At 46.1% G+C, this 25,495-nt stretch carries 18 protein-coding genes; 8 read left to right on the forward strand and 10 right to left on the reverse strand.

Features of this window, described 5'->3' with window-relative positions:
- Positions 1 to 411: 411 nt before the first annotated feature.
- The 3 genes from tyrP to MD588_RS01005 all read left to right on the forward strand — a co-directional run bounded on the left by tyrP (position 412) and on the right by MD588_RS01005 (position 4,889).
- Positions 412 to 1,620, forward strand: a complete 1,209-nt coding sequence (gene tyrP / locus MD588_RS00995) for a tyrosine transporter TyrP (RefSeq protein WP_265694895.1) — start codon at positions 412 to 414, stop codon at positions 1,618 to 1,620.
- A 225-nt stretch (positions 1,621 to 1,845) separates the two neighbouring features.
- Positions 1,846 to 2,739: a DUF3943 domain-containing protein gene (locus MD588_RS01000; RefSeq protein WP_265694896.1), complete on the forward strand. Its 894-nt coding sequence runs from the start codon at positions 1,846 to 1,848 to the stop codon at positions 2,737 to 2,739.
- A 185-nt stretch (positions 2,740 to 2,924) separates the two neighbouring features.
- Positions 2,925 to 4,889, forward strand: coding sequence for a putative bifunctional diguanylate cyclase/phosphodiesterase (locus MD588_RS01005; RefSeq protein WP_265694897.1), 1,965 nt, complete (start codon positions 2,925 to 2,927; stop codon positions 4,887 to 4,889).
- Positions 4,890 to 4,995: 106 nt separating this feature from the next.
- On the opposite strand, the gene MD588_RS01010 is transcribed toward MD588_RS01005, so the two are convergent.
- The gene (locus MD588_RS01010) at positions 4,996 to 7,275 is read right to left on the reverse strand and encodes a bifunctional diguanylate cyclase/phosphodiesterase (protein ID WP_265694898.1); all 2,280 of its coding nucleotides are present in this window, start codon (positions 7,273 to 7,275) and stop codon (positions 4,996 to 4,998) included.
- Positions 7,276 to 7,382: 107 nt separating this feature from the next.
- Positions 7,383 to 8,111 carry a sulfite exporter TauE/SafE family protein gene (locus tag MD588_RS01015; protein WP_265694899.1) on the reverse strand — a complete coding sequence of 243 codons (729 nt, stop codon included), beginning with the start codon at positions 8,109 to 8,111 and terminating at the stop codon, positions 7,383 to 7,385.
- A gap of 577 nt (positions 8,112 to 8,688) precedes the next feature.
- Here MD588_RS01015 and MD588_RS01020 point away from each other — a divergent pair.
- Both MD588_RS01020 and MD588_RS01025 read left to right on the forward strand, forming a co-directional pair.
- Positions 8,689 to 11,064: a hypothetical protein gene (locus MD588_RS01020; protein WP_265694900.1), complete on the forward strand. Its 2,376-nt coding sequence runs from the start codon at positions 8,689 to 8,691 to the stop codon at positions 11,062 to 11,064.
- A 135-nt stretch (positions 11,065 to 11,199) separates the two neighbouring features.
- Positions 11,200 to 12,516: a sigma-54 interaction domain-containing protein gene (locus tag MD588_RS01025; RefSeq protein WP_265694901.1), complete on the forward strand. Its 1,317-nt coding sequence runs from the start codon at positions 11,200 to 11,202 to the stop codon at positions 12,514 to 12,516.
- Here MD588_RS01025 and MD588_RS01030 read toward each other — a convergent pair.
- Together MD588_RS01030 and cysB are read right to left on the reverse strand one after the other, a co-directional pair.
- Positions 12,506 to 13,729: a methyltransferase gene (locus tag MD588_RS01030; RefSeq protein WP_265694902.1), complete on the reverse strand. Its 1,224-nt coding sequence runs from the start codon at positions 13,727 to 13,729 to the stop codon at positions 12,506 to 12,508. The genes MD588_RS01025 and MD588_RS01030 overlap by 11 nt on opposite strands.
- A gap of 119 nt (positions 13,730 to 13,848) precedes the next feature.
- Complete coding sequence (cysB, locus tag MD588_RS01035; RefSeq protein WP_265694903.1) at positions 13,849 to 14,823, reverse strand: HTH-type transcriptional regulator CysB; 975 nt, start codon at positions 14,821 to 14,823, stop codon at positions 13,849 to 13,851.
- Between the two features lie 324 nt (positions 14,824 to 15,147).
- Between cysB and MD588_RS01040 the strand changes: the two genes are divergently transcribed.
- Complete coding sequence (locus tag MD588_RS01040; protein ID WP_265694904.1) at positions 15,148 to 15,909, forward strand: DNA repair protein; 762 nt, start codon at positions 15,148 to 15,150, stop codon at positions 15,907 to 15,909.
- Between the two features lie 107 nt (positions 15,910 to 16,016).
- Here MD588_RS01040 and MD588_RS01045 read toward each other — a convergent pair whose 3' ends face one another.
- The 3 genes from MD588_RS01045 to MD588_RS01055 are packed head-to-tail and all read right to left on the reverse strand — an operon-like array spanning position 16,017 to position 19,221.
- The gene (locus MD588_RS01045; RefSeq protein WP_265694905.1) at positions 16,017 to 17,276 is read right to left on the reverse strand and encodes a quaternary amine ABC transporter ATP-binding protein; all 1,260 of its coding nucleotides are present in this window, start codon (positions 17,274 to 17,276) and stop codon (positions 16,017 to 16,019) included.
- Positions 17,269 to 18,168, reverse strand: coding sequence for an ABC transporter permease (locus tag MD588_RS01050; RefSeq protein ID WP_265694906.1), 900 nt, complete (start codon positions 18,166 to 18,168; stop codon positions 17,269 to 17,271). Before MD588_RS01050 ends, MD588_RS01045 begins: the two co-directional genes overlap by 8 nt.
- Before the next feature lie 54 nt (positions 18,169 to 18,222).
- Entirely contained in the window at positions 18,223 to 19,221 is a 999-nt protein-coding gene (locus MD588_RS01055) for an ABC transporter substrate-binding protein (RefSeq protein ID WP_265694907.1), read from the reverse strand.
- Positions 19,222 to 19,580: 359 nt separating this feature from the next.
- Here MD588_RS01055 and miaE point away from each other — a divergent pair, with 359 nt between their 5' ends.
- A complete protein-coding gene (miaE, locus tag MD588_RS01060) occupies positions 19,581 to 20,369 on the forward strand; it encodes a tRNA isopentenyl-2-thiomethyl-A-37 hydroxylase MiaE (protein ID WP_265694908.1) in 789 nt (262 codons plus the stop codon).
- Between the two features lie 75 nt (positions 20,370 to 20,444).
- Here the strand turns inward: miaE and topA are convergent, their stop codons facing one another.
- Positions 20,445 to 23,090, reverse strand: coding sequence for a type I DNA topoisomerase (topA, locus tag MD588_RS01065; RefSeq protein ID WP_265694909.1), 2,646 nt, complete (start codon positions 23,088 to 23,090; stop codon positions 20,445 to 20,447).
- Positions 23,091 to 23,682: 592 nt separating this feature from the next.
- Between topA and MD588_RS01070 the strand changes: the two genes are divergently transcribed.
- On the forward strand, positions 23,683 to 23,931 hold the full coding sequence (locus MD588_RS01070; protein ID WP_265694910.1) for a YciN family protein: 249 nt from the start codon (positions 23,683 to 23,685) through the stop codon (positions 23,929 to 23,931).
- A gap of 64 nt (positions 23,932 to 23,995) precedes the next feature.
- Here the strand turns inward: MD588_RS01070 and MD588_RS01075 are convergent, their stop codons facing one another.
- Positions 23,996 to 24,400: a DUF805 domain-containing protein gene (locus tag MD588_RS01075; RefSeq protein ID WP_265694911.1), complete on the reverse strand. Its 405-nt coding sequence runs from the start codon at positions 24,398 to 24,400 to the stop codon at positions 23,996 to 23,998.
- 8 nt (positions 24,401 to 24,408) lie between these two features.
- Positions 24,409 to 25,470: a protease SohB gene (gene sohB, locus MD588_RS01080; protein WP_265694912.1), complete on the reverse strand. Its 1,062-nt coding sequence runs from the start codon at positions 25,468 to 25,470 to the stop codon at positions 24,409 to 24,411.
- Positions 25,471 to 25,495: the final 25 nt, after the last annotated feature.

Here is a 25,495-nt window from a genome sequence, read left to right on the forward strand (position 1 = left end):
ATCGTTAGTAGTCACGACGAGTCAAGTAACAGTTACCAACTGAGACGGCATTAATCAAACAAGATAGTAAAGATAAGTTTACACTAAAGATCACAATAGTTGACAGTTGAGTTAACTGCCTTTAAGGTAGCAAACAGTCGCAATCAACATCTGTTGACAAATTTGCAGGCTGTTTTACTACCAACAAAGGGAGAATGCATGAAAATTCGCTACAGCCACACCTACTATCGATAGCCACAGTGGCACGATCAGGTGTAAAGAAAAGTTACCACCCGGTAATCACCATTCATCTCGATTTCTCCATTGTGGCTGTTTCCTTTTTCCGGGAGATCAGACCGCAGGTAGGCGTCCTTTGATACAGCCTCCTTCTCCCTCATAGATCAAAAACTTAAAGCTGGGAGCTTCAACTCAATGTCCATGAATAAAACATTCGGCAGCACCTTGATTATTGCCGGTACAACAATCGGGGCCGGTATGCTAGCACTACCTCTGGCTTCGGCTGGTTTAGGCTTTGCCACTGCAACAGTCACCATGTTTGGTATCTGGGCGCTAATGATATATACCGCACTGCTCATGCTGGAAGTCCACCAGCATGCCGATCAAAATGCGACATTGCATACCCTTGCTCATCAATTGCTGGGAAGAAAAGGACAGATCATTGCCAGTTTCGCAATGATGTTTCTTTTTTACTCACTTTGTTCGGCCTACATCGCCGGAGGTGGCGCTCAGCTAAATGACAAACTCAACAATTGGATAGGCCTGGATGTCAACCCGCAGACCGGTACTATCATCTTCACACTCATGATTGCATCTGTGGTCTCTGTCGGGACCCATTCTGTTGATATAGTCAACCGGGTGCTTTTTGCACTAAAGGTAGTGGCACTTGCTATCATGCTGGGCCTACTTGTTCCCCATGTTCAAGGTGGGCATCTTGTCGACATGCCGGTGCAAAAAGGTCTGCTACTTTCAGCCTTGCCAGTGGTTTTCACCTCGTTTGGCTTCCACGGTAGTATTCCTTCTATTGTTCGCTACGTAGGTTTGGATATAAAAGCACTACGGAAAATTATGGTGATCGGCTCAGCGGTTCCCTTGATGATCTACGTACTATGGCAGGTTGCCAGCCAGGGGGTACTCAGCCAGCCTGATCTGATGGCCAGCACGACGCTTGGAGCTTTTATTGCCACCTTGAGCAATATGCTGCACAACCCGATGGTAAGTCAGTCGGTTTCAATCTTTGCTGATTTGGCATTAATGACATCATTTCTCGGTGTAAGCCTAGGGCTGTTTGACTTTTTGTCGGACACCCTCAATCGTGGTAGCCAAACGAAAGGACGCATTCAAACCGCACTGGTGACGTTTCTTCCACCGCTATGTTTTGCCCTGTTCTACCCACAAGGCTTCATTATGGCATTAGGCTACGCGGCAATCGCACTGGTGATCCTTGCTATCTTCCTACCTGTCGCAATGGTTAAAGCCCAGCGCAAACAACGCCCAGACCACTGTACGAGCTACCAGGTTAGTGGAGGAACGCCGGCACTGGTTCTCGTTACCGGCATCGGTATCATGATCATTTCTGCTCAGTTCTTACAAATGGCAGGTGTTATCCCAGCCGTTGGTTAACCGGTTACAATACCCGCCAAAGTACCAAAAGGCTTGCATATGCAAGCCTTTATTCTTTAAAAGTATAAAAACGACACATTTACAAGCAAAATCCTGCTAAATCATGACAGTTCACATAATTTTCAACAAAATCACTGTAAATATAGACTAGGATTTTTTTATGATTTCAGGGATACTCTTGCCTTTCCTCTATTCCTGTCCTGATCTACATTTTCGGAGCGTACATTGCGCACTACACTTTTTTCATCACTTGTTCTGGGTTGCTCATTGAGTGCTCCAGCTTTAGCCTGGAACGATGCCCCTACAACCTACAGTAGCTATAGCCAAAGCACCTTTTTAAACTACTACGCTGAACCGGCACGCTATTCGGCTACAAACGAGGTCTCATCAACAGACTCCAGCCTATCTGAAACTCAATCAGTAAATACGCTGCCAATGCATTTATCTGTCCAATCTGAAAAAAACTGGGATTACCTGTTAGGGCAGTCCTACACCATTTTCGGGTTGAGTCTGGCAACCGTTGGTTTAATGACTTTTCTGCCCGAAAGCGTGACAAACTGGGATGACGAAGATCGCGATCTCAGCAACCTTGGAAAAAAATGGTGGGATAACGTAAGTGCAGGACCGGTATGGGATCAGGATGCTCACTACCTAAACTACATTATGCATCCGTATTTTGGCGGGGTATATTATACCGCAGCCCGCCATTCAGGTTTCAACGAGTGGGAGTCGTTCTTGTACTCAGCCACGATGTCGACATTTTTCTGGGAGTATGGCGTAGAAGCCTTTGCTGAGGTTCCCTCAATTCAAGACATCATCGTGACACCATTATTTGGAGCTGCGGTCGGTGAGTGGATGTTCCAAACCGAAGCCGGTATTACCTCAAATGGTGGTGAGGTCATGGGCTCTGAAACACTCGGTGATGTTAGCTTATTCTTCCTAAACCCTGTAGGTCATATTCATTATTGGATGACAAACTGGTGGCAAGGCGACACCGAGGTCAGCTTTACCTATACCCCATGGTTTGGCAACACAGACGCTGCTAATTTTGCGCTCGATGCAGGCGCCGATTATGACCGGCAGTTCATAGGTCTCCAAGTGAAACTATCACTGAATTAATAACCCCTGACTATACCGGAGAAAAGGTGATGGCTATCATTTTTTCTCCATTTTTTCAATAATATACATCTCATTTTTCATGGTTAGTGAATTAGTCTCACGCTTTTACAGAACATCCATATTTATACAATTGTTTTTAAGCTAACCTACTAATAACAATCACTATAATTCTCCAAGAATTGGCAATGAACCATCCCTTTGCGCTTTTTGAGCGCCTTCAATCCCCTGTTTGGGTATTTGATATTCACCACAAAAAAATTATTTGGGCCAACAAAGCATCATTGCCGTTATGGGAAGCCTCCACAGCCGATGAACTGCTCTCCAGAGATCTCGGGGCAGACATGTCAGCAGCAGTTAATGCGATTCTAGAAGGTTACCAGCAACGCTTTAATAATGGCGAAGCCATTAAAACATGGTGGTATTTCACGCCAAACGACATTTTGAAAAAGGCGCTATGCCATTTCTCCGGAATTCCTCTCGCTGATGGCAGAGTTGCTATGCTGGTTGAAGTCGTTGCCGAAGAGTCTAGCTTACGACGCGAACTCGCTTTTTCCGGCTGCTCAAACCTCGCGCTGCTATTTTCTGAGCGTGGTGATCTAATCAGTGCCAATAATGCATTTAGCCATTCTTTTGGTTTTCGATTGCAAGACTTAGCCAATTTTCTAGGCGATATCACCCTTGCCAACGATTGGGTAGCAGAAGCACGCCAGAACGGCACTATTCGCCACAAAAAACTGTGTTGGACAGGCAAAAATCATCATTGGTTTGATATCGATGGAAAGTGGTTGCATGACAAAAAGCAGCTACTTCTCAACTTGGTTAACATCACCCTAGAAAAAGAACAACTTCACAAAGCTAAATACAATGCGGAGCATGACTTCCTAACTGGTTTGCTCAACCGGCGCGGTATCACCAATGCCATCATTGAAAACCAGCACAGCCAACTACCCTATAGCTTGTTGTTCTTAGATATCGACGGCTTTAAGTTAGTCAACGATACCTACGGCCACGCTATTGGTGACAAACTATTACGTGCAATTGCAATCCGTTTGCAAGAGTCAGTCAAGTTCAAAGGATTGCTGGCTCGGTTTGGGGGTGATGAATTCATTATTCAGGTTGAACACCGTAATATCGAAAATACAACCTTGTTTGCCAAACACATCATTGCGTCACTCAATAAGCCCTTCCATCTTAAAGAAGTAGGTGAATTATCTATCGGTTGCAGTATCGGTACTGCTAACTATCCTGAAGATGCCAAAGATATCGAAACACTGGTCACACAAGCCGATATGGCCATGCATCGGGCAAAATTGCGCGGACGTAACCGAAGCCATCATTTTTCTCCGGATATGGCAGATGCGCTTTATCGCAAAATGACGCTTCGTCACCATCTGACACTGGCTCTTGAGGCCGATACCTTTGAGCTGTACTACCAGCCTATCGTCGATTTAAAGGCTCATAAGCTCAAAGGCTTTGAAGCCCTTATCCGCTGGCACGACGAAGAGCTGGGTCAGGTTTCACCTGCCGAGTTTATTCCACTGGCTGAGGAAACCGGTCAAATTGTTCCGCTTGGACGCTGGATTTTGAAAACCGCTTGTCAGCAGTTGGCAAACTGGCAAAAGAAATACGACCAGAAATTTATCATGAGTGTCAATTTGTCACGGGCACAGCTGCAGTCCAGTCTGGCCCCCGCAATTGAAGGGCTTATCCAGCAATATAATATTGATCCTGCCCAGCTAGCTCTAGAACTGACAGAATCAACGATGTTGCAAGATTACGATGAAGCCAAGCAGTGCCTGGAAGATCTTGCCACATTGGGACTTGAACTCTACCTGGATGACTTCGGTACCGGCTACTCATCACTGTCTCAGTTACAGGACTTGCCGATCAGTACCGTAAAACTGGACCAGAGCTTTGTTCAGGGTGAGCACAAAGGCAGCCAGGCGATCATCGAGGCCACCCAAGCTATCTGTGAAAAGCTGGATCTAAAGGTTGTCGCTGAAGGCGTTGAAACCATCAACCAACTTCAGTATCTGCAAAACTGTAACTTTGATTTCTGCCAAGGTTACTACCTCGGTAAACCGATGCCATCCTACGAGCTCGAAGAGCGGAACTTCAGTCTGCTCAATGATATTCCGGTTATCCACTGATCAAAAAAGGCCTCAACAAGAGGCCTTTTTACTGGGCATTTCCGCAAGCCGAGCAACACTTTCAACTTATCATATCTCTGTTCACCAACCTTAGATAAACACCTCGTTACACAACAGTGCTCAGATTAAGCAATTGAGACATTTCATCAGCGCTGACGGGGTTGCTAAACAAGTACCCTTGCCCAATTTCACATCCAAGTTTCTGAAGCAGTTCCAATTGTTCGTGTTTCTCAACGCCTTCGGCAATAATTTTATGCCCAAGGTTATGACCCATATCGATCATAGAGTTCACCAAAAGGCGGGTTTTATGATCTGTCAGTATGTCATCAATAAAGTATTTATCGATTTTCAGGACATCAATGTTCAGGTGCTTTAAAGAAGCGACAGATGAATATCCAGTTCCGAAATCATCAATCGCCAATTTAACTCCGAGCTCCTTTAACTGTTCAAAAACAAAAAGGTTCTGTTGATTAGTCTGGACAACCCCCTCGGTAACTTCCAACTCCAAATCATCGGGCAATATTCCGGTTTTTTCGAGAACCCGCGCAATCAGCGGAACAAAGTCTTTATCTAAAAAATGACTAGGCGATATGTTTACCGCCACACGAACAGAGGTCAAACCTGAATGTTTCCAACAGGCTAGCTGCTCACAGGCAGTGTGCAGAACCCATTCGGTTAAAAGAGGAAGCATGCCGATACTTTCAGCTGTGGCAATAAAATCAACAGGGGAAACTTGTCCAAGTAGAGGATGGTACCAACGCGATAATGCTTCAACACCGACAATGTTACCGGAAGTAATGTCTACCTGCGGTTGATAAACGAGGCTTAGCTGTTGCTTTTCAATTGCCTCTCTCAGATACTGTTCGACTTTGAATCGATACTCTGCTTTAGTCGTAAGCTCTTCGTTATAAAAAGCGTAGCGGTTCTTTCCAAGCTCCTTTGCTTCGTACAGCGCGGTATCCGCAGCCTTTAACAAAGTTTGATGAGTTTCTCCGTCTAATGGGTAGTGTGCAATCCCGATACTACAAGAGGGCACTAGCTTCCTTCCCTCGAACTCGACAGGCTCTGAAATAAGCTGAAGACAACGCTGAGCAACCTTCCCAGCACAGTCATTATCTACGACCTCATTGACGATAATGCAGAACTCATCACCGCTAATACGTGCGATAAGATCAACTTCGCGGCAGGCTTGCTGCAAACGTTGTGCAACCTCTTTAAGAAGCCGATCACCGACATCGTGGCCAAGGCTATCGTTTACATTTTTAAAATTATCCAAGTCGATATAAAGTAAGCTGAATCGGAGACTATTTAGATCGAATGACTTTATCATCTTTTCGAGAGTCAAATAGAATTGAGCACGGCTTGATAATTGAGTCAGTTCATCTTTATAAGCTAACTCCCGTATCCGCTTCAGGTTATGCTCTCTCTCCATAACAATACCAGCAAGCCTTGCTGCAGATGTCAGATCACTTGACTCCTCATCATTGGGTAATGCGGGGTGGTTATAGTACATACCAAAAGCCCCTAATACTTTACCGGAAGAACTTTTAATCGGCTCTGACCAGCAACAGCGCATACCGTGAGGAGTAGCAACATGCTTTATATTGGCCCATTTAGGATCGGTTTCAATGTTTTCGACAAGCACGCGCTTGCCCGTATACGTAGATGTTCCGCACGAACCGATATTGGGGCCATTTTCGAGGCCATGTACGGCCTCGCAATATTCTTTAGGCAGACTTGGGGCACCACCGTGGAGTAGCTTGTTGCCTTCCAGCTCCAGCATCGAACATCGTATTCCTGGATGGCGCTCCTCATACAGTAACGCGATTTCATCATAGATCTCTGATGCAGGATTGCCCTTGGCAATCATCTCTAAAATTTTTGCATTACGCTTATCTAAGATTTCTGCTTTTTTTCGCTGTGTTATATCGACATGGGTGCCAATTAAACGGTGGGGATTGTCTGTCGCGTTACATTTGACCTGAAATGCCCGAGAACGGATAAAAAGATAGTGGCCATCCTTATGCCTCATACGCATTTCAACTTCAAATGACGTAACTATTCCAGATAAATAATCCTGAGCCTTTTGCAAGACTCTCACCCTATCATCAGGATGAACTATTGCTTCCCAAGTACTGAGCATATGATCTAACTCATGCTCTTCATACCCTAGCATGCTTTTCCAACGCGGCGAGTAATAGACCTCATCGGTCTGTAGATCCCAGTCCCATAAACCATCGTTGGCACTGCGCATGGCCATAGCGAAACGTTGTTCGCTATTATAAAGCTCTGCGGTTCGTTCTTCCTTAGTCAGGTGTACAGCAGTCAGTTCGGCACGTAACTTCGCGATTTCATCGAGGAGCTGAGCTTTGGATTTGCTTGGCATGCTCACAGGTCTTTTCTCACAACAACTTATCGCGAGGGTATCAGTTGAGATTCTCTGGTTCAATAAGCGAGGAAAAATCTGCCCGTCGTGGTCATATTTTGCGGGCTTTAAGCAAACTGCGGGCTGACGCCCTGCCAGATCGCGATAACCCCAGATACCGAGCACAGTACAAGCAAGGCGTAGCGTAACCATTCAGCCTTGATCAGGTGCTGAACCTTATATGCCAACCAAGTCGCCAGCAAAGGTGCCGGTAGGATCATCATGCCATATTTAAAGTGCCACCAGCTAAAATGCCCTGTTGCTGATAGGGCCATCAACGACAGCACGCAGCTAAAAGCAAAATATCCGGCCAGATTGGCTCGCAACTTACCGGCTTCAGCATGCTGCAGGACTAATGCCATCGGCGGGCCTCCGATACTCGTACTGGTTCCCATGACGCCCGACGCAAACCCAGCCCAAAACAGGGCTTTCGGCGTAGGTTTGAGCCTGACCTTCATCAAACTAATCACCACAGCAAGCAAGACTCCAATTCCAAGCACCAATGCCAATGACTCTGCAGTGATATATAACAGCAAAAATCCGGCAACAACTGTGCCCGGAATACGTCCAATAAAAGCGGCAGTTAGCCCTTTGAACGAGAGCATAGTACGGTACTGCCACATATTTATTAACGCCAGTACCAATCCGACAAGGGTAATAGTACCAGGAACAAAACGGGGCTCGAAAAAATAAACAATCGGCGCTGCAACAATAGCCATCCCAAAGCCGACAGTACTCTGTACAAAGCATCCCGCCGCCAGAGCCAAACCACAAAACACTAATGTGCTGATATCCATGAATTCCTCAATTTACCATTACCCTATCAGGCTGTTCTAGATCGCCCCTACCTTAAATGCAGTTAGGCCAGCAAGATACCAGATTGTTAGTGACAAGAATTACATTCCGTATTGTATAACATTTTTAACAATCAACGAATGGCTATTATGATAAGTATCACCTCAAAAAAATTACAATGTATAATAGTGATAATTTAATTATATAGAATGACTTATCACTTATACTTCAAAGCATATAAAGATTTACACTTTAAACAAAAGCAAATTTATTACACTAATTTATTAAACGTAAATTAATACAACTCATTGTATCGTTCACAAATTAATACCAGCAGTTATTACCTACAAGTAATTATCAAACTGTCTTAAGCCTACAAGTGTCACAAATACGCACAGTGTGTCAATTATTCGCACGTCTAACACCTATCAATAAAGTTTATAAAAACTCAGTCGATTAGCATTTGCCAAATATTATTAACGCCTTACTTTTAAATACCCCCAATCTATCACCTTGGCATTTTCATTGCTTAATCAGCCTTAACCTTATCATTGGGTTTTACAATAAAGGACGTTAACAATGAAAAGAGTCAATATAAGTTCTGTTAATGAAGACCAACCCATCCTTATTCCATCACATGTTAAGCCATTAATTACTTGCATTTGTTTATCTTTGGCTACCATGGTCTCGGCAACGGAAGAGACCCATCTCTCGGGCGCAATCTTCACGACAACGCCGGATGGCTCGATCGTCAATGAAAATGTCAGGTATGAAGGTAAAAAGTATGTCTTCCTGGATGGTGGCCCCGGGCCGAGTGCGTCTCCCTATGCCGCAGCGCTTCCCGCTGGCTACTATTATTTCCAGGTCACCGATCCTTCAGGTAAGTGCTTGCTATCAAGTAAAAAAGAGTACGCCGACGCTAATGGCGGAACCTGTTACGAGAGCAGCAAAAAAAGCGGTCAGAAAACATCAACGTTTATGGCAGAACCCCTAAAGTGCCGGCTCTTTTATTTTGACGGTAAAGGTGGTGTCGAACTTCAACATAGCACCTACACCACCAGAACCAAAGTCAAAGGCCAGTGGGTCGAAACCGTCCATGATTGCCAGCATCAGTTAGGTTCAGAGTTCACTGGAAAATATCCAGACGAATTACCTGACGGAGATACCATTCAACTATTTCCATTTGCCAACACCCCCAATAACGGCGGTGTATATAAGGCTTGGGTATCACCTAAGAGCAAAGTTCATGAAGCTTGTAAATTATATGAATATGATGACATTGGATACTTAACAGGGGAAGAAGAGCAATGTAGAGGATTCTTTGGTTTTGTTCCCCGCTGGTCAAAAACCGATAACTTCAAAGTCAACCTGGAAAAACCCGCACAGTCTTTTGATGTCGCACTGAGAAAGTTCCATGATAAAAACCTCAACTGTACGCTTGATAATTATGAAGAGTATGTCAAAAACTGGGACTACGGTGTAACACCGCCTATGAGCCCATACATGAGAAAAATCTTCACGACGGCAGAGTATGAAAAAAAACCGACTTCCTTCAGTGTCCTTGGCCAAGAATATCTAAAATGGCTCGTCGACGAGTATATGTGGGATGCATATAAATATGGAGTTTACCCATTAAATACCCCATTTACTCATTTCCCAAGCTTTGCTGATTTAAGAACTTATACTCCCTATCATATAAATGGATATGTTGTTAAAGAATTTGACAAGCCCTTTGCATGTACCCCCAATAAGTACACATACGAATATAACGTTTTATCTGGTGGGGAAGTGACAGATTACGGTTTTGTACCCGGTGATTATGGTTCTGCCAAAACCGTCAAGTATGGTGAATATGAAGATCCAGTACTATCCTTGGCCTTTGGTAATTTCGGTGTTGCAAAGCTCAAAGTCTGTAAAATTTTTGCCAACGGCAAAGAAACAAAATATGCATCTCCAATAAAAGGTTGGAAATTCTCACTTCATATTCCTAAAAATGTTCCTATTCCAAGTAACATCAATGAATATGAAAACTACGACACATTTAAACGCTTGAGTCAGGATCCTAACTTTTCTCCAATCTATAATCGGACAGTTACCAAATACGCCGATGATTATGGTTGCGCCACATTTAGTGTATTAGTACCCAATGTTGTAGACAGCAAATATGGTTACCTTGAAAAATACCGTGTAGTTGAACACCCTGCCTATGGCTGGGATATTAATGGCTATGCCAGTTATACGTTTAATGTTGAATCTAAGCTCACCTACGATAGCTATAAAAAGCCAATTATTCGTGGTGAAGTTGTCGATGTTAAAGGCTATAAAGAAAATGACTACACACCTTACGACATGCCGTACAGCTATGATCAAACTCTCTACTTCAAAAACAACTGCAAGATAGTCGCTGATTTTGATACCAAGGGTTACTGGCATAATAAAAATGGCTTAGCAGAGCTGACCTACGAAGATAAATACTATGTAAATTCACTCAAGCCATATCAGTATCCGTCAAAGTACTTCGAAGCCGGTGACGAGCCGTTTGATGGTAAGTTCTATAATGGTACATATGTTGCCGCAGCATTTAGTGCCGATGGCTACGAAGTTTGGAAAGCCGGTACCTGGCAATCAGAAATCTCTCACTTCCTGACCGACGCCAACAGCAATGCCGATGCCAACTACCACAAAGAGCAGCTTGCCCAGCAACTGTTGGCATTTATCTTCAATACACGTCATCGTCCCAACGCATACGGCCTCAGTGACTACGCCCAAATTAACACTTCTGGGGGCTACTACACTGTTGCTCAAATCAGAGATGGGGCAATTGCAGCCTGGTATGGAAACGATAGCGCTAAGATAGAGTACTACACCAAACTTCTCGATGGCTTAAACAATAATGATTATGTACAAATCATCCCTGGAGATCCGAAAGACTGTCCGAAGCCATACTTCGAGTAATGTTATATAACGACCATTTAAACCAGACAAATAGCTATTTGTCTGGTTTTCTCGGCTCTTAGAACTAAAACATTATAGCGAAACCTATACTCCTCAGAGCGTTGACAGGGCTTTGGTTAATTAGGGTAAGTTGTAATGTCCAAAAAAAAATGCACTTGTCTGCTGTACACCCAATCCAAACTGAATAACGACTTTAGAAACACCATTGAGTTTCTGGAATCTGTTGGATGGTCGTTCAGCTCCGTAGCATCAAAACACCACCAGCCAAAACTGGGGCTGGCGATTATCTCTCAAAAAAAAGCCTCAAAGAGGGTGATCACTGAATTACTCGCTTTGGGCGAGAATGTCACTTGGTTTGCTCTGGTTCCAAGTGATTTTTTATCCGATTGCGATAACCTCTATTTCATTGACTTTGTTTATAGCTTTCAAAAAATCAACACAGAACCATTTTGGGTGCATCATGAAATGCACCGTATCGCTGATATAATCGAATTAAAAAATACCGTGCTCAGAGCATCATACAACCAGCATCATTCCCAAAACCCCTTAATGCAAAAAATATACAAACATGCAAAAAAAGTGGCCGTTGCCGATGCCAGCATCATGTTATTGGGGGCATCCGGCGTGGGTAAACAGTATATTTCGACCTTTATCCATCATCACTCCCCAAGGAAAAATGGGCCTTTTATTTCATTCAACTGTGCAGGAATATCCCCGACTCTTGCTAAAGATGAATTATTTGGTCACGAAAAAGGCTCCTTCACCGGAGCAAACAAAACCCATCAGGGTATATTCGAGCGAGCCAACGGTGGCACCTTGTTACTTGATGAAATTGGCGACCTGCCTCTAGAGCTACAGGGCAATTTTTTGCACGTACTGGAGACCAATGAGATCACACGCATTGGAGGACAGAATTCACGTCCTATCAATGTACGAATAATATGCGCAACCAATATAGATTTAGAGCAGAAAATAAAAGAGAAGCAGTTCCGAGCAGATTTATATTATCGCCTAAATGTCATCACCTTACAGATTCCATCACTGGCTGAGCGGAAGGAAGATATTCTTTCGCTTGCTGACGGTTTTCTTCGTCAGTATTCACTTGGTAAACATCACCCGCCAAAGTTATCTGCAAAGGCAATCAGGGAAATAGAAGACTACAACTGGCCAGGAAATATCCGTGAACTGTCAAATGTAATACAGCGAGCCGTTCTTCTGAATGAATCGGGCCTCATTCAGCCTAGCGACTTACTGTTAAGTCTCGACTCTCACTATCGAAACAAAAACAGCCATAACCCCGAGCTCCAACAGTGTATCGAGCAAACCAAGTTTAAGGCTATAACCACAGCCTTGAGTAAAAATAAAGGTAATATTACTCAGGCTGCAAAAGAACTCGGTATATCCCGATACACCTTTTATCGGCAGATGAAATCACTGAACATCAATCAGTAATAACTGGTACACGACTTTCGCTCCCATACTCGGCGTGGATCAGAATATTACGCGGTGTGACAGGTTTGTCGCAGAAAGTGCCGACCGATACCTGATACCCGGCCTCTTCCATAAAACATGCCCGGTCATACACCAGCCACATTTCAAGCGGACGACGGAACAACTGGCGTACAAGCTCCATACGTTCTACCAGAGCAAACCGTAGCTCACCCTGATGCTGCCAGTATCCGTAGTCGATACCGTCATCAGGCAAGATCATGTTTTTCTTTTCAGCCGCCCAACGACAAAATGCAGCAAAGCCATCGTTCAGCAATGCTTTCTGCACATTGGGTACCGGCATATACTCGTCACTGCCATGCAGATGCCTCTGCAGGCTGTCAAACCCGAGGCGAAAACTCACTTCAACAAAACGCTGACGACGAACGCGCTGGCCGGCAGTGACAGTTTCCTGTAGTGGTAAACGAAGATCATGCTTGCTCAGTACCATGTCACTTTGCCGGGCAAGCTGTGATAGCGGTTGGTACGCCTTAGCTCTTATCAGGTGATAGCAACACGGTGAAATACTCACCGCCTGCCCCTGCTTGGCAGCCACCCGCTGCAGCAACGAAACATGCAAGTCACCACAAGCATGAAGCGCAACAGCGTGCTGGTGCGAACAGATATGCTGTTCACTGGCCGGATCAAACGCATCGCCATGAACAAAAGTGATCGGCAGTTTTAGCTGGCGAGCCGCCGCCTCGCCGTCTTCGCAAAGCGTTTGTTGCCACTCCAAGCTGGTTACCGACGTCTGGTGACTCGCAGCCAGCACCCGTCCGAGATGCCCTTTTCCTGCACACCATTCAAGCCAGGGCAGTTGCAAGCTCGGGAGTGCCCCGTTAAAAGCGGTGATCTGCTGCCATTTTCGGCCCGGTATTCCAACGTCCAAGCCTCTCGGCAACTCCTTTTCTTGCAGAGGCAATGAGCCAAGTTGGGCAAGCTGATACAACTCGGGGGCATCCGGGATCCATACCGCTAGCGCTTCAGCCAGAGCCTCTCCATCATCGATAAACTCAGCGATAGCTTCGTCAGTGAGTGACTGCAGCCAATGACAAAGCTCGGGATGATTTGATTGCCAGACCAATTGATTGGCAGCAAAAGGCATGAACTGCCAAAACTCACCGTTGTTCGTTAATAACTCATCAAGACGGCGGAACAAGGGGGAAAAAACGGACATGAAACTACTCTTCAGGCGAAACGGGACGATCGCGCGCTATTGTATACTAAATTATTCATTGCCACTGAAAAGAAAAGGGCTGCAACGATGCAGCCCTTAATAAGCGATTTAGAAATGCACTATCTGACCGGCAAATCCATATTGGCAAACATCGCCTCTATTTCGGAGTTTGTCTTCAGGGCTACTGCCTGATCGACCACATTTCGAGTCAGATGAGGAGCGAAACGTTCCATAAAGTCGTACATATACGTCCGCAGGAAAGTCCCCTTCTTGAAACCAATCTTGGTTGTACTGGCTTCAAAAATATGGCTGGCATCAATCGCCACCAGATCACTATCCGTTGCCGGATCCATAGCCATGCTGGCTATCACCCCAACGCCAATACCGAGACGAACATAAGTTTTGATCACATCGGCATCAGTAGCAGTGAAAACAATTCTCGGGGTCAGGCCAGAACGGTTAAAGGCACTGTCCAGCTCTGAACGCCCGGTAAAACCGAAGACATAAGTCACCAGCGAATAAGCCGCCAGATCATGAATGGTAATCTCCGACTTCTTGGCCAGTGGGTGATCCGCTTTTACCACAATAGAACGATTCCAGTGGTAACACGGCAGCATGATCATGTCCTGATACAGGTGCAGGGCTTCCGTCGCAATAGCAAAGTCCGTTGTTCCCTTAGCCACGGCATCAGCAATCTGAGATGGCGTTCCCTGATGCATATGCAGTGAGACTTTTGGATAGCGAGCCGTAAAACCCTGGATCACAGGGGGAAGCGCATAGCGGGCCTGAGTATGGGTCGTCGCAATATTCAATGTGCCCATTTCCGGGTGAGTGTGCTCACCGGCCACAGACTTAATGCTTTCGACACGCGACAGGATATCGCGTGAAATTCGGACAATATCCTGCCCGGCAGGCGTCACTTTTGTCAGGTGCTTGCCGCTACGCTCAAAAATCTGAATGCCCAGTTCGTCTTCGAGCAAACGTACCTGTTTGCTAATACCGGGTTGAGAGGTATATAGGCTCTCTGCTGTAGAAGAAACATTAAGGTTATGATTTACAACCTCAACGATATATCTTAACTGTTGTAATTTCATGGTACCGCCTAACTTTATAGTCCGTTACATCATATCAGTGCAACCATGTATTTCATCATGTTATATATTGAATCACGCTATTTTCATAGCATTTCTTTACGATTTTACCGCATGTTACCGCGTTTTTTGTCCGAAAAAATGGCCAGCTGAGATTACCCAAAGCATAAGATCATGCCAATGCCTTCCTTTTGGATAAGTAAACGCCATACGGATTATAAGAATAGCCGACAGGGGTAGCAAAATTCACTCTCGTGCTATGCCGGAATTGCCAGATAGTGTATCTTATAAGGCTCGTTCAAAATGCACGGAAGTCAGACATCTCTTATGAGTATACCTTTAATGATTGGCCTCATTGCTTTGTTGTTAATACTGATTGTTGGTTACAACGTCATCATTCAGTATCGCCAACGTTTAGAAAGCGCCAAACACCAAGAACTGGCCAAATTCATTGCCATCATCGATGCAACTGAAGAGCTTATCGGTAATGCTCATCATCTGCCATACAGTAAAGAGCTTCTGGTGTGCCTGAACCAACGCATTTTGCATGCTTTGGAAAACATGAGTGAAACCGATCCTTCAGATAAAAGTTTGCCACCGCGTATCAAAAACGTCGCGGCGCAGATTCGACAGTTGCAAGAGAACTATTCCAATAACGATATTGCCCCGTTTAAGGTTCCAAGTACTGACAAGCAAGCGATTGGTATGCTGCAACTCGTCAAACGTCTAAAAACAGTGATCAAGAATGAGCATAGCAAGGGTCGATTTGCCACTCAGGCTTTTGTTGCCGAAAATGCTCGCCTTGAAGGTATCCAGCTTCGCATCAATATTGAAAACGTGATTAAACGCGCCAATGATGCCCGAATGAAGCGCCAGTTGGGCACTGCCAAACAGCTACTGAAAAAAGGCATCGATGCCCTTGCCAGTAAAAATGATAACTACGCCAATCAGGCACGTGAAAAGCTGCAGATGCTACTCGGAGAAATCGACAGCAGTCAAAACCTCAATCATGAGCAAGAACGACAGCAGATGATTGATAAAGAGCAAGATGAACTGGATGTGTTATTCCAGCCGAAGCGGAAGTGGTAACCGACAACTCAATGCTAAAAAAGGCCGCCATAGCGGCCTTTTTTCATTAACTAGCTTAGGAAAAATCACTTATTTGATGGGCGCAACATAATTGAGCCCCTAGGGAACTAGGCCGCTAATGACTTATTCATCTTGGACTTTTTTCCGCTGTTATCTCCCTCATCCGAATGAGCCTGTTCACTCAAGACTTCAGCCAGTGTCGAACGAGACAGTCTACCCTCAACGTCACCATTAGCATTGATTACCGGTAGCGGGTGCTCGCTATCAAGGGTTTCAGGAATAACAGCTTCCAGAAGCGCATCTGTATGGACAGCAGGCACATCCTCAAGCAACGAAGGATCGATGGCATTGCTGTAATCCTTTTCTTCGACGCTTTCTAATGTTTCCTGAGTGATCACTCCTTGGTATCCCTCATCATTGATGTAGTAGCCATAATCATCTTTGGCTTTTCTCATCTCGGCAACGGCCCCACCAATCGTCTCAGACGATATACGCACGACCTGAGGTTTCATCACTGTTTCAACGGTCAGTGCGCGAGCACGATTAACATCTTTCACAAAGGCTTCGACATAGTCATCTGCCGGATGCAGCAAGATATCGACCGGCCGCCCCTGTTGCACCAATAATCCGTCACGCAGGATGGCAATTCTATCCCCGAGCCGGAGCGCCTCGTCTAAATCGTGTGTGATGAAAACAATTGTCTTATGCAGTTTTTCCTGCAGTTCGATAAGCTGATCCTGCATTTCGCTGCGGATCAGCGGGTCAAGGGCAGAAAAGGCCTCATCCATCAACAAAATATCGGCATCGGTACAGAGAGCTCTGGCGAGGCCAACACGTTGCTGCTGGCCACCGGAGAGATGGGCAGGAAAGTGCTTATCATAACCATCAAGCCCAACCATCTCGAGCCAGTACCTAGCCTGCTTTTCACGTTCTTGCTTCGCCACGCCCTGGATCAGCAGGCCATAGCCAATATTCTCAAGCACCGTACGATGGGGCATCAAACCAAATCGCTGGAAAACCATCGACATCTTATTTCGGCGAAATTGCTGCAATGCCTTTTTATCAAACGACATCACATCACTTCCCTCTACCTCTATTACACCTTCGGTCGGGTCAATCAAACGATTAAAGTGACGTATCAAGGTCGATTTTCCCGAGCCAGAAAGCCCCATTACCACAAAAATTTCGCCCGGATAAATATCCATATTGATATTATTGAGACCTACGGTATGCCCAGTTTCAGCAAGAATATCGTCTTTGGACTGACCGTCTTTAACCTGTTGCAGCACTTGGCTGGCATTCGGCCCAAAGACTTTATAGAGGTTTTTGACCCGGATTAGCGGTGTCTTTATCTCTTCACTAGCCATGATCGCTACCTCCTAGATGCTGCTGGGTACGCTTGGCATAACTCTGGGTTACCCGATCGAAAATAATAGCCAGCGCCACTATCGCCAGGCCATTGAGCAAACCTAACGTAAAGTATTGGTTAGTAATTGATTTCAGTACCGGCTGCCCCAACCCTTTTACACCGATCATAGAAGCAATTACCACCATTGCCAGTGCCATCATGATTGTCTGATTAATCCCAGCCATGATGTTAGGCAGTGCCAGCGGAAGTTGTACCCCAAGCAGACGCTGCGTTGGGCTGGCACCATATGCGGTTGCGGCCTCCAGCACCTCCTTGTCAACCAGTCGGATCCCGAGGTTGGTTAGGCGAATTACTGGAGGAATGGCATAAATGACCACCGCAATGACTCCCGGGATCTTACCGATACCGAGCAACATCACAACGGGGATCAAATAGACGAAAGCCGGCATCGTTTGCATTACATCAAGCAAAGGGGTAACCACCGACTGCACTCTATCTGAGCGAGCCATGGCAATACCGATCGGGATCCCCAAGCCTATTGCTACCAGAGTCGAGACCAGAATAATACTCATCGTCCGCATGGTATTGTCCCACATGCCAAACACACCGATCAGCACAAAGGCAACAACCACACCGAGCGTCAATTTCCAGGAACGACTGGCAACATAGGCAAGTGCCGCCAATACACCGATCACTATCCACCACGGTGTAACTAACAGTAATTTTTCAAAGCCAATAAGAAATGACAGCAAAGGATCAAAAAAAGCCTCGATACTGTCACCATATTCACGGGAAAATGCACGATAGGCACCATCCAGCGTTTTTCGAATCTCCAGTAACTGATGACGATCCAGTTGAGGAAATTCCGTTAACCAAGATTGATCAGACATAAACCTTATCCGCAAAATACAAAAAGCCCAGACAAATGCTGGGCATAAGAGCGATTACAGTTCCTTCAAGGCCTGCTTCACTTTATTTGCAACTTCAGGGCTGACCCACTGCGTCCATGTCGACTCATACTCAGTTAGAAAGTGCTCCATCGCGATATCACCGTCAGCCTGATAGTCTTCCATCCAAGCCAGCAGAGTATTCATCTGGCTGTTACTAAACGAACGGGCAGAAAGGTAAGCCAGTGCCTCAGGGGCACGTTTCGCAAACGTCTCCGTCACAACAGTATCTACCGGTGAAGGTGGGTACATTGTCGGTTTAGGATCCAGACACTCTTCTTTAGTAATACAGACCCGATAATGCTCGACATCAACACCGCTACCAAAATCAACCTTCACCATTTTATATTTGCCCAATACTGCTGTTGGCGCCCAGTAATAACCAAACCAAGGCTCCTCACGCTCGTAGGCTTTGGCAATAGATCCTGCCAGGCCGGCACCCGAACCCGGGTCAATCAACTCAAAGCCGGACTTATCCAATGCCATAGCGTGAAACAGGTTACCGGCAGTGATCTGACAGTTCCAACCTGCTGGACATCCCATAAAAGCGGATTTATCAGGGTCTTCGGGATGCTTAAATAATTTGTGATTAGCTTTGATACCAGCAATCGTTGCCAGAGTCGGATCTTTTTCGACCAGGTAAGCCGGTACCCAGAAGCCTTCTTCACCACCATCAGACAGAGTTGTACCTGCAAAACGTAAGCGTCCTTCATCGACACCGCGTTCCAACGCAGCCTTCATCGAATTACTCCACATTTCCGGCGCAATATCCGGCTCGCCCTTCTCTATCATAGAGGTACCCGTTGGCATGGTATCGCCAGGAACAAGCTCAGCATCACAGCCAAAACCGTGCTGAAGAATAAACTTATCAATACTGGCAATCAGCGTGGCGGAGTTCCAGTTCATATCCGCAATCGTCACATCACCGCATTCATTCGCAGAGGCATTAAATGAGGTAGTCGCAAGCAAAATTGTTGTTGCGAGAAGTTTTCGCATAGTCATGTCCTTATTTCGATTTCTGTTCCATCAGTCATCTAAAGATATGCGCAGCATAACATTTACGCAACACGCATATGGTTTGTATACTAAGCAATCATTAGAATCTTTGCAAAACAATCACCTTGAATAGCAAGGGCAAACAAACAACAAACACAAGCAATTGTTTAGAGCTGTAATGAATACGACCACTCACAAGGCTACCATTTTGTTAAAAGAAAATTTAAAAGCCACTTGGCTCGCGGCCATTTACAAGTTGCATAACGCTCCGCGCAACGTCGACAATTTGGTATACTTGCCGACTAAATACGGTTGCCCTTCAACCAATAACAAATTCAAGACTCAACAGTAATCAGCCCATGACCAACACTCAACGCATGATTGACGAGCTACTCTCGCCAATCAAAGATTTCCTCCAGTGCGATACCCCCGAGAGCTGGATAAAAGAAGCCAGACGACCTGAAAACCTCACCGCTTTACTTGTCGATCACTGTAACTGTGAACTCAAGGCAAGCCAGACGGCAATATGGCTAATTCGCAAATACGCGGTGGATGCCAACAGCGGAAAACAACTACTGGCATGGGCAAAGCCCTATGAAGATTTTGTCTATGGTAAAGCACGCAGTACCGAGGCTTTCCACGGCAAGAAAAACGGCCTGTCTGCCCCTCTTGTTCCCAAAGCAGACTTCGAACACGGGCAGGAGCTTATCGACAAAATGATCCGGTTAATCAAAGAGGAGTTCCATCACTTTGAGCAGGTACTGGAGATCATGGAACAGCGCGATATTCCCTACAGTAACCTGCGAGCCGGACGCTATGCCAAGGGGCTAATGAAGGCGGTACGTACCCATGAGCCTGCAACGCTGATCGATAAGTTGATTGTCGGCGCCTATATCGAAGCTCGCTCCTGCGAGCGCTTTGCCAAGTTGGCACCATACCTGGATGAGGAACTGAAGAAGTTCTATATCTCGCTGCTTCGTTCTGAAGCGCGCCATTATCAGGACTACCTAAATCTGGCAGAGCAAATTGCGGGGGAAGATATTTCCGAGCGGATAAAAGTAATAGGTACCCGAGAAGCAGAGCTTATTAGCAGCCCTGATGACAGCTTCCGCTTCCATAGCGGTATTCCAGCGATGACTGAAGCCTAATGCTCCTCACCCTTTTCAAGGGGGAAGGAACCAATGAATATTCCATAAAAAAACCGCCTTTCGGCGGTTTTTTTATTATTTCTCGGCTTTCTCTTTCTTCGGCTTCTTACGCTTGTCGGTAATTTCCCATTTACCGTCAATATAAAGACCGGTCCAGCCCGATGGCTTACCATCGATTTCAGAGCGAATGTAGTTTTCTTTTGTCTTACGGCTAAAACGAACTACAGTCGGACGACCATCCGGATCTTCGGTTGGTGCGTCAGCCAGATAAGTGAACTTCGGTGACAGGCGATCCTTGAAGCGAGCCAATTCTTCCACTAATGGTGCACGCGTTTCACGTGATTTAGGGAAAGTACTCGCCGCCATAAACAGGCCTGATGCACCGTCACGCAGAACAAAGTAAGCATCTGGATCTTGGGTACACGGAAGTTCCGGCAAGTGCACAGGATCTTCCTTCGGTGGCGCAATTTCACCGTTCTTCAAGATCTTGCGGGTGTTCTTACATTCATCGTTAGTACAGCCCATATACTTACCAAAGCGACCGTTTTTCAGCTCCATATCAGAGCCACACTTGTCACACTCGATCACAGGGCCGTCATAGCCTTTCAGCTTGAACTCGCCTTTCTCTACGATGTAACCATCACAACTTGGGTTATTACCACAAACATGTAGCTTACGCTCCTGATCAATCAGGTAGGCATCCATCGCAGTATCACACTTAGGACAGCGCTTCTTGGCACGAAGGGCAGCGGTTTCAACGTCTTCTTCAAGAACGTTAACAATACCCTCTTCGTCACCCAGGTTGATCGTTGTCTTACAACGCTCTTTTGGTGGCAGTGCATAACCAGAACAGCCAAGGAAAACACCTGTGGATGCGGTACGAATACCCATCGGGCGTTCACAGGTCGGACACTTAATATCGGTTAATACGATATTGTTCGGCTTCATGCCGCCTTCTTCCTCGTCAAGCTCTGCTTTTTCAAGCTTGGCGGTGAAGTCGCTGAAGAAGTTGTCCAGCACACCTTTCCAGTTTGCTTCGCCTTCCGCAATCTTATCCAGGTTGCCTTCCATGCGTGCGGTGAAATCGTAATCCATCAGATCGGAGAAGCTATCGTCCAGACGGTCTGAAACAATCTCACCCATTTTTTCTGCATAGAATCGACGCTGGTCAACACGCACATAACCGCGATCCTGGATCGTAGAAATGATGGATGCGTAAGTTGACGGACGGCCAATGCCTTTCTTCTCTAGCTCTTTAACCAATGCAGCTTCTGTAAAGCGCGCAGGCGGCTTGGTGAAGTGCTGCTTAGGCTCAAGCTCTTCAAGCGTTAAACTGTCGCCTACGTGAACCATAGGCAATGTTGTATCTTCAGTCTTGCCAGAAGGACGCTGTACATGTGTCCAACCTGCAAAACGCATCGTACGACCTTTGGCCTTCAGCGTGAAGTCGCCTGCCTGAACCGTGATCGTACTTGAATCATATTTCGCCGGCACCATCTGACAGGCTACAAACTGACGCCAGATCAAGTCGTATAGCTTGATCGCATCCTGTTCCATACCTTCGAGGTTTTCCGCTTGCACATCCACGCTCGACGGACGGATCGCTTCGTGCGCTTCCTGAGCATTGCCCTTGCTGCCGTAAACATTTGGCTTGGCCGGCAAGTAGTTCTCGCCGTACTCGCTGCCGATAAATTCACGGGCAGACTCTACCGCTTCCTTCGACAGGTTGGTCGAGTCGGTACGCATATAGGTAATATAACCAGCTTCATACAAACGCTGTGCCAAGCCCATCGTACGCTTAACACCGTAGCCCAGACGTGTACTTGCAGCCTGCTGCAGCGTCGAAGTGATGTAAGGTGCCGAAGGCTTGCTGCTGGTCGGGCGATCTTCACGGTCGATAACCTTGTAGGCCGCTTTTTCCAATAGCGCCTTGGCTGCCATTGTCTCGGTTTCGTTAACCGGACGGAAGGCTTTACCGGCCTGCTGGGCAACCATCAGACGCAAGGCATCTTTGCCCGCTGTCTGGGTATTGGCGTGAATGTCCCAGAACTCTTCTGGGGTAAACGCTTTGATTTCGCGCTCACGCTCAACAATCAGTTTTACCGCAACCGACTGAACACGCCCTGCAGATAGGCCACGCGCAACCTTCTTCCAAAGAAGCGGCGACACCATGAAACCCACAACGCGGTCGAGAAAGCGTCGAGCCTGCTGGGCATTCACACCATCGATGTTCAATTCACCCGGCTGTTCAAATGCCTGCTGAATTGCATTTTTGGTGATCTCGTTAAAAACCACTCGCTTGTAACGTTCATCATCGCCACCGATGATCTCACGAAGGTGCCACGCAATAGCTTCTCCCTCGCGGTCCAAATCGGTTGCCAGATAAACATAGTCTGCGTCAGCAGCCAGTTTCTGTAGTTCGTTAACTACTTTTTCTTTGCCCGGAAGCACTTCGTACTGCGCTTCCCAATCGTTATACGGGTTCACACCCATTTTGCCGATCAGCGCCTTACGCTCTTTCTCTTTTTTAATACGGGCTTTCTCTTCGGCACTCAGCCCCTTGGTAGAGGTGGCAGCTGCCTTTTTACCCGTACTACGTGCACCCGTAGGCAAATCACGGACGTGACCCACGCTTGACTTTACAATGAAGTCCTTACCCAAGTACTTATTAATGGTTTTAGCCTTGGCAGGGGACTCCACAATAACGAGAGATTTACCCATAATGACTCTATTACGTCCTCGTGCTCGCAAAACTTTAAAATAAAAACATATAGTTGCACGTTGAAAAACACAAAGTGGCACGGCAACGTTACTAGACCAATCTGATTAAGTAACTAATCACATGACGCTTTCTCTACACGAATAAAGGAGCGTTCAGGATAAGTAGTTACTTAATGTGATTGGTATTTACATATTGGGCTACAATCCAAGAAGGTCAACTGCTTTTTGACGAAAACGAACTGTTTGCTCGTCCCTTCCCCACTTGTTAACAGCTGGTTAATGCCTGCATTCACCTGAATCAACCGTAGCCTAAGTCCCCTTTTTACCACTCTTTATAGTGATAAAGTGGCTGAGGGCGCTAATCATTACCACCTCAACTCGTGTTTGACTATTAAAACCGATAAATTTTTGCCGTCGCTCACATAAATTCCCCGAATTCGGTACTTAACCACACATTCTTTAGTCATTTCTTCGGCATAACCGCAAACTTAGCAAGGGTTTGTTTTATCGTGTTAACTTCAATACACTAATTATCTTCATCGCCCGGATGCGGGCATGAAAGTGATTAATTTCTGATTCAAGAGATAACAGCATGAACGATAAAAAATCTATTTCTTCCGCCGAATTACTGATGATTGCCAACCAGCTAATTCAGGATCATGAAGCCTATTTAGAAGGTATGCGAGCAACCTCTGTCGAAGAAAAAGAAGGTGTTCTGGTGTTCAAAGGTGAGTACTTCCTCGATAGCAACGGTTTGCCGACAGAAAAGACGACCGCCGTTTTCAATATGTTCAAGTTTCTCGCCCACAAACTATCGCCAGAGTTCACGCTGAAAGGCTAAGTGCCGCCCCTAAATAAAACAGCCCCGCAAATGCGGGGCTGTGTGTTATTTCCGATGATAATCATCAAATATCAATCGTCATGGTATCTTTATTATCATCGTTTGAAGGCGGCGTACCGCGCCCCTTGGGATCCTCTCCAAACTGGTTCGGCCCCTTGGTACCGTCTAAGATACCCAGCTCAATAATAACGAAAATTGGTCCGATAATCGGCAAAAATGTCACGATAATCCACCATCCGCTCTTATTTCTATCATGCAGCCGCTTAATGTTCAGCGCCGCTGATGCCCAGAACACAAAGCCAAAAATCACCAGTGACAGTAGATTCAGAACAACATTATCACCGGTATTTTCCGGACTGGTGTAGATCACTACGGGTAGAAAAACCAACATCACCGGCAGACTATACAACCAGTAATCACGACGCCGCATCCTTCCCTGAAAAGAGAACAGTGCCCACTTCTGATTCATACTAAACCCTATACGATTGGTCGTTGGCCACGGCTGATCCATTTAAGCAGTAAACTGTCGGCCGCTTCACCCGTTGCACCAGCTAGCTTCTCAGCCAACTTCTTACGCTGCACGTAGCGAACGTTCAGTACCTCACGCTCTTTACAAGCCTGAGTAATGAAATCATCACTGGTTCCGATAGCGTCAACCAGACCCAGTTCATGCGCCTGCTTGCCAAACCAGTGCTCACCGGTTGCCACTTTGTCCAAATCAAGCTCAGGACGGTGCGCAGTAATAAAGTCTTTGAACAAATCATGCGTTTCTTCAATTTCGGTCTGAAATTTCTCTCGCGCTTTCTCGGTGTTCTCGCCAAACATGGTTAGCGTACGCTTAAACTCGCCAGCGGTAATCTGTTCAAACTCAATATCATTTTTCTTCAATAACTTATTGAAGTTTGGCAGTTGAGCTATAACCCCAATGGAACCAACAACCGCAAACGGTGCCGAGATAATATGATCCGCGACACAGGCCATCATGTAGCCACCGCTCGCGGCGACCTTGTCGACAGAAATAGTCAGCTTGATACCCGCTGATTTCAGGCGATCTAGCTGTGAGGACGCCAGGCCGTAACCGTGTACCATGCCGCCGCCCGTTTCCAGGCGCAAAAGCACTTCATCGCCTTCCATCGCAACCGCCAAAATAGCCGTCACTTCTTCACGTAGTGCCGATACTTCACGGGCATCGATACTGCCATGAAAATCGAGGACAAATAGTCGAGGTTCGCGGGTATGGGACAGATCGCCCGCTTTCGCCGCCTTCTTGATTTCGCTCTGACGAACTTTGTCTTTTTCCTTCTCCGCTTTCTTAGCCGCCTTCTCGCGCGCCTTCAGCAATGGCTTATCGAATAAATGTGACTCTAACTGGTGCACAGTCTCCTTGTATTGCTCAGTTAAATCAGTAACTTCCAGCTCACCTTTTTGCGAGCCATGACGGCCACTCAACCCTTTTGCTAAAACAAGAATACTGACAATCGCAATCACCACCGTGGCGATTTTGGCTAGGAACAGCCCATAATCAAACAAAAAATCCAATGTTGAGTCCTCATTTTGGTATTTT

It is taken from the genome of Photobacterium obscurum, assembly GCF_026191635.1.
In the GTDB taxonomy this organism is placed as follows: Bacteria; Pseudomonadota; Gammaproteobacteria; order Enterobacterales; family Vibrionaceae; genus Photobacterium; species Photobacterium obscurum.

Excerpts from the sequence above, each read along its gene's own strand:
- MD588_RS01070 (WP_265694910.1), top strand. The coding sequence starts at position 23,683 with ATGAACGATAAAAAATCTATTTCTTCCGCCGAATTACTGATGATTGCC.
- MD588_RS01015 (WP_265694899.1), bottom strand. The coding sequence starts at position 8,111 with ATGGATATCAGCACATTAGTGTTTTGTGGTTTGGCTCTGGCGGCGGGA.
- MD588_RS01020 (WP_265694900.1), top strand. The coding sequence starts at position 8,689 with ATGAAAAGAGTCAATATAAGTTCTGTTAATGAAGACCAACCCATCCTT.
- MD588_RS01040 (WP_265694904.1), top strand. The coding sequence starts at position 15,148 with ATGAGTATACCTTTAATGATTGGCCTCATTGCTTTGTTGTTAATACTG.
- MD588_RS01025 (WP_265694901.1), top strand. The coding sequence starts at position 11,200 with ATGTCCAAAAAAAAATGCACTTGTCTGCTGTACACCCAATCCAAACTG.
- miaE (WP_265694908.1), top strand. The coding sequence starts at position 19,581 with ATGACCAACACTCAACGCATGATTGACGAGCTACTCTCGCCAATCAAA.
- tyrP (WP_265694895.1), top strand. The coding sequence starts at position 412 with ATGTCCATGAATAAAACATTCGGCAGCACCTTGATTATTGCCGGTACA.
- topA (WP_265694909.1), bottom strand. The coding sequence starts at position 23,090 with ATGGGTAAATCTCTCGTTATTGTGGAGTCCCCTGCCAAGGCTAAAACC.
- cysB (WP_265694903.1), bottom strand. The coding sequence starts at position 14,823 with ATGAAATTACAACAGTTAAGATATATCGTTGAGGTTGTAAATCATAAC.
- MD588_RS01075 (WP_265694911.1), bottom strand. The coding sequence starts at position 24,400 with ATGAATCAGAAGTGGGCACTGTTCTCTTTTCAGGGAAGGATGCGGCGT.
- MD588_RS01050 (WP_265694906.1), bottom strand. The coding sequence starts at position 18,168 with ATGTCTGATCAATCTTGGTTAACGGAATTTCCTCAACTGGATCGTCAT.
- MD588_RS01005 (WP_265694897.1), top strand. The coding sequence starts at position 2,925 with ATGAACCATCCCTTTGCGCTTTTTGAGCGCCTTCAATCCCCTGTTTGG.
- MD588_RS01030 (WP_265694902.1), bottom strand. The coding sequence starts at position 13,729 with ATGTCCGTTTTTTCCCCCTTGTTCCGCCGTCTTGATGAGTTATTAACG.
- MD588_RS01045 (WP_265694905.1), bottom strand. The coding sequence starts at position 17,276 with ATGGCTAGTGAAGAGATAAAGACACCGCTAATCCGGGTCAAAAACCTC.
- MD588_RS01010 (WP_265694898.1), bottom strand. The coding sequence starts at position 7,275 with ATGCCAAGCAAATCCAAAGCTCAGCTCCTCGATGAAATCGCGAAGTTA.
- MD588_RS01055 (WP_265694907.1), bottom strand. The coding sequence starts at position 19,221 with ATGCGAAAACTTCTCGCAACAACAATTTTGCTTGCGACTACCTCATTT.